This window comes from Pseudomonas aegrilactucae (assembly GCF_019168305.1).
GTDB lineage: Bacteria > Pseudomonadota > Gammaproteobacteria > Pseudomonadales > Pseudomonadaceae > Aquipseudomonas > Aquipseudomonas aegrilactucae.
The window spans coordinates 1-4380 of record NZ_JAHTBI010000149.1; the positions used below are offsets into that span (position 1 = coordinate 1).

A 4380-nucleotide genomic window follows, 5' to 3' on the forward strand; every position below is an offset into this window, starting at 1 on the left:
GTATACCGCCCCGGCTTTTGCTTTCTACCAACAGGGTTTAATCAGAACTCAAGTGAAGCGCCGTCTTCTGGAATATCCACGCGACGTTCGATGCCGTGTTTCTTGATATAAGTGCGCAGCGCTTCGCGCGTCAGGGACATGTGATTAATTGCGTCCATATGAACGGCGACGATGTGGGCGTTTTTTGCGACCTGGGATGCTCGAAGGACATCTTCCTCACCCATGATGATCGATCCCTCGTACCCGGAAATTTTTGCTTTCCCTGCATTGAGTACGATGACGTCGGGGTGATATTTCTCAATGGTCTGATCGACTTCTTCACGCCATACAGTGTCGCCAGCAAGGTAGAGGGTCTTGTAGCCCGGGGCTTGAAACACTAAGCCCATGGCTTCGCCAAGGAGTTTGGGGAGGGTGGGGGCGGCATACATTTCGTCTGTGCCGTGCTGACCACCGGTCCTGGTGATTTTGACGCCGCCGAATTCAGCGTCATTCGTCAATACGCGCACATTCCTGAAACCCTGTGAGCGAATCAACTGGGCATCTTCTTCATGCTGGGTAAACAAGGGGATATCTTTAGGCAACGCTTTCTGTGCTGCATCGTCCCAGTGATCAAGATGTGTATGAGTGACGATGACAGCATCGATGCCCGAGATCACATTAGCAGGCGATTCGGTCAGATCAACCAATGGATTGCGCAAGTTGCTGCGGTAGGTGTTTTCAAAACCAGGGTAAGCGCCCTTCTTGGCCAGCATTGGATCGATCAGGAAGGTCGTACCACCATAAGTGATTTTCACCGTTGCGTTACGCACTTGCTGAAAGTCTACTTTGTGGGATGCGACAGGGGCTTCAGCGCTTGCGAATGCGTGGGTGCTGGCTGCAACAAAAACGATGCTTAGCGTCAGAGGAAGGGTTTTGAAGTTCATGTGATTAATCCTGTTGATTCACCGATGACACTATTTTTGCTGAATGCCTTGCAGTCAGATAGTGGCCTGAATGACAGAATTCGATAAAATTGGGCCACGGTAGAGCCAGTCCGAGGTAGCCAGATGCAATCCATACGTGTTGCCGTCCTAGCGTTCAACGGCGTAAGCCTGTTCCACCTTTCTGTGCCAGGCGTCGTGCTGGGGACCGCGCAATCGGCCCCCGGTGAACCCCATTACGAGGTCAGCTACTGCGCAGAGACACCGGGAATGGTGAGTAGCGATCAAGGCATTGGCTTGGCGGTCACTCACGGCCTTGAACTGATGGAGGCATCTGAAGTCATCATCATTCCAGCGTGGGGCGATCAGTCGGTTGCTGCATCTGCACAGCTTGTGAACGCCCTCCAACTCGCCAATGCCCAGGGCACGCTCATAGTCGGGTTATGTCTGGGAGCATTCGTGCTCGCAGATGCGGGGCTACTTGATGGGAAGCAGGCAACCACTCACTGGGCAGCCCGGGAGGAGTTTGCACGGCGCTTTCCTGAGGTTCGTTTCAGGCCTGAAGTGCTCTACGTCAGTGACGGTAATATAGTGACCTCCGCAGGCACCGTCGCGGCAATCGATTGCTGCCTTCACCTGGTGCGTCAGCGGCTCGGTGCTGACGTGGCGAATCGTACTGCAAAGATGCTGGTGACGCCGCCGCACAGGCAGGGAGGCCAAGCGCAATACGTTGAGCACCCTGTGCCGCAGCTATCCAGTGAAACTCATTTGTCTGATGTACTGGCATGGGCGCGCAAGCACCTTTCCAGTGATCTTTCGCTCGACGTGCTGGCAGACAGGGCGAAAATGAGCAGGCGTACGTTTACTCGGCGATTCCGAGACGCCACGGGTGCTACCGTCTCAAAATGGTTGAATGCTCAACGCGTAGTCAGAGCGCAAGCGCTGTTGGAAACGACGGACTTGCCTATCGAGTGCGTTGCCTCGGAGGCGGGTTTTGGAACGCCGTTATCGTTGAGGCAACAATTCGGCCTTCATTTAGGTACGTCGCCCTCTGAGTATCGGCGAACGTTTTCTCGCGAGATGAACCCGGGCCCAAAGGTGAGCAGCAGTTAGTCAACGCACTGCCCGCAAAGAACAAGTCGAGGGCGAGCGTGTATCAGGCGCCTTTTGCCTTTGGGTATGAAAGTGCAGTGATACCGGCCCTTGCGCGCAGGCCTGTCTCGGAATACTGTATGGATAATCAGTACAGAGGTATTCCCCATGCAGCTCATCGCCAAGCTCGGCATCCTCGCCGACGCCGCCAAGTACGATGCCTCGTGCGCCAGCAGCGGCGCGCCCAAGCGCAGCTCGCGCGGGCGTGAAGGGCTGGGCGCCACCGACGGCATGGGTATCTGCCACAGCTACACCCCCGATGGGCGCTGCGTTTCGCTGCTCAAGGTACTGCTGACCAACTTCTGCCTGTACGACTGCCAGTACTGCGTCAACCGCCGCTCCAGCAACGTGCCCCGGGCGCGCTTCACCCCCGAGGAGGTGGTGCGCCTGACCCTGGACTTCTACCGGCGCAACTGCATCAGCGGGCTGTTCCTGAGCTCGGGCATCATTCGCTCCGCCGACTACACCATGGAGCAACTGATCCGCGTGGCCCAACTGCTGCGCGAAGAGCACCAGTTTCGCGGCTACATCCACCTCAAGACGATACCCGACGCCGACCCGCTGCTGATCGAGGAGGCCGGCCGCCTGGCCGACCGCCTGAGCGTGAACATCGAGCTGCCCACCGAAGCAGGCCTGCAGCGCCTGGCGCCGGAAAAACAGGTGAGGACCATTCGCCAGGCCATGGGCACCATTCACCGCGGCCAGCAGGCCGTGGCGGGCGAGGTCAATGCGCCGCGCTTCACCCCGGCGGGGCAGAGCACCCAGATGATCGTGGGCGCCGACGCCACCGACGACAGCACCATCCTGCACAATGCCGAATCGCTGTACCAGGGCTATGGCCTGCGGCGCGTGTACTATTCGGCCTTCAGCCCGATCCCCGACAGCCCCAGCAGCGTGCCGCTGGCGGCGCCACCGCTGTTGCGCGAGCACCGGCTGTACCAGGCCGATTTTCTCATGCGCGGCTACGGTTACAAGGCCGGCGAACTGCTGACCCAGTCGAGCAACCTGGCGCTGGACATCGACCCCAAGCTTGCGTGGGCATTGGCCAATCGCGACGTGTTCCCGCTGGATGTGAACCGTGCCGAACCTGCGTTGCTGGCGCGCATTCCGGGCATCGGACTGCGCAGCGTGCAACGCCTGGTGGCACTGCGGCGCGAGCGGCGCATCCGCTATGACGACCTCATCCAGCTGCGCTGCGTACTGGACAAGGCACGCCCGTTCATTGTCACCTGCGACTATCGGCCGCCATTGGCCGAGATGCGCAGCAGCCTGCTGCATGCACGCCTGCGTGAGCCGCAGGCCCCGGTGCAGATGGGGTTGTGGGGATGATCGCGCTGGAGTGTGACGACCACTTCGGCACCTGGCGTGACCAGGCTCGCGTGCTGCTGGGCCATGGTATCGAGCCTACCGCGGTGGTGTGGTCGAGTGGCCCGATGCTCGACCTGCTGGCCGTGCCGGCCCCCTTGCCGCAAGGCCCTGGGCCATTTCGCACGCGGGTGCCGGCGACCTTGCTGGCGCAACTGGAGCAGGCGGCGCGCTACCGTGGCGAGCAACGTTGGAACCTGCTGTATGAAGTGCTCTGGCGCGTTGCCCATGGTGACCGTACCGCCATGCTGGCGGGTGATCGCCTGGGCAGCGAGCTGCAGCGGCGGATCAAGCAGGTCAGCCGCGAAGCCCATCACCTGCATGCCTTCGTGCGCTTCGTGCCGCTGCCGCCGGCATTGGCCGAACAGCTGCAACTTGACCTGGTGGCATTTCACGAGCCGGCCCACGACATTCTTGAAAGCGCCAGCAGTCACTTTGCCGACCGCCTCGGCCAGCAACGCTGGTTGATCGCCACGCCACGCGACGGTATCCGCTTTGATGGCCAGGTACTGGACTATCACCGTCATTGCCCCGAGGTCTGGCGCCAATGGGCATGCCATGCCGACGACCCGGGTGCCGAACTGTGGCGCACCTATTATCGGCACACGTTCAACCCGGCACGGGTCAACCCCGACGCCATGCGCCAGCACATGCCGGGCCGCTTCTGGCGCCACCTGCCGGAGGGGCCGCTGATTGGGCGGCTGATAGGGCAGGCGCGACAGGGCAAGCAGCGTGACGGGCAGGCACCGGAGGTGGGGCAACAGGGCGGCAAGCGCATCGCAGTGGGGGAGGGCGTGGGCGCGCGGCTCAATCGACAATGAACAGCTTCTGCCGGGTGTCAGGGGCCATAGGCACATGCGCCGGATTTTTGCCTACAGGTGCGCGTTCAGGAACGGCTGTGTATGATCGGCGCGGGCTGATGCTGCCCGCCGCTCGCTCCCCC

Annotated in this window: 4 protein-coding genes; 3 read left to right on the forward strand and 1 reads right to left on the reverse strand. The window is 60.8% G+C overall.

Features of this window, described 5'->3' with window-relative positions:
* Nucleotides 1-41: 41 nt before the first annotated feature.
* Nucleotides 42-923 carry an MBL fold metallo-hydrolase gene (locus tag KUO17_RS26035; RefSeq protein ID WP_217978422.1) on the reverse strand — a complete coding sequence of 294 codons (882 nt, stop codon included), beginning with the start codon at nt 921-923 and terminating at the stop codon, nt 42-44.
* 123 nt (nt 924-1046) lie between these two features.
* Between KUO17_RS26035 and KUO17_RS26040 the strand changes: the two genes are divergently transcribed.
* From KUO17_RS26040 to KUO17_RS26050, 3 genes are all read left to right on the forward strand, one after another.
* Nucleotides 1047-2033: a GlxA family transcriptional regulator gene (locus KUO17_RS26040; RefSeq protein WP_217978423.1), complete on the forward strand. Its 987-nt coding sequence runs from the start codon at nt 1047-1049 to the stop codon at nt 2031-2033.
* Between the two features lie 147 nt (nt 2034-2180).
* Nucleotides 2181-3401, forward strand: coding sequence for a putative DNA modification/repair radical SAM protein (locus KUO17_RS26045; RefSeq protein WP_217978424.1), 1221 nt, complete (start codon nt 2181-2183; stop codon nt 3399-3401).
* A complete protein-coding gene (locus tag KUO17_RS26050) occupies nt 3398-4258 on the forward strand; it encodes a TIGR03915 family putative DNA repair protein (protein ID WP_217978425.1) in 861 nt (286 codons plus the stop codon). The genes KUO17_RS26045 and KUO17_RS26050 overlap by 4 nt, the downstream gene beginning before the upstream one ends.
* The last annotated feature ends 122 nt before the right edge of the window (nt 4259-4380 follow it).

Coding starts and splice junctions, on each gene's coding strand:
- KUO17_RS26035 (WP_217978422.1), bottom strand. CDS start 923: ATGAACTTCAAAACCCTTCCTCTGACGCTAAGCATCGTTTTTGTTGCA.
- KUO17_RS26040 (WP_217978423.1), top strand. CDS start 1,047: ATGCAATCCATACGTGTTGCCGTCCTAGCGTTCAACGGCGTAAGCCTG.
- KUO17_RS26045 (WP_217978424.1), top strand. CDS start 2,181: ATGCAGCTCATCGCCAAGCTCGGCATCCTCGCCGACGCCGCCAAGTAC.
- KUO17_RS26050 (WP_217978425.1), top strand. CDS start 3,398: ATGATCGCGCTGGAGTGTGACGACCACTTCGGCACCTGGCGTGACCAG.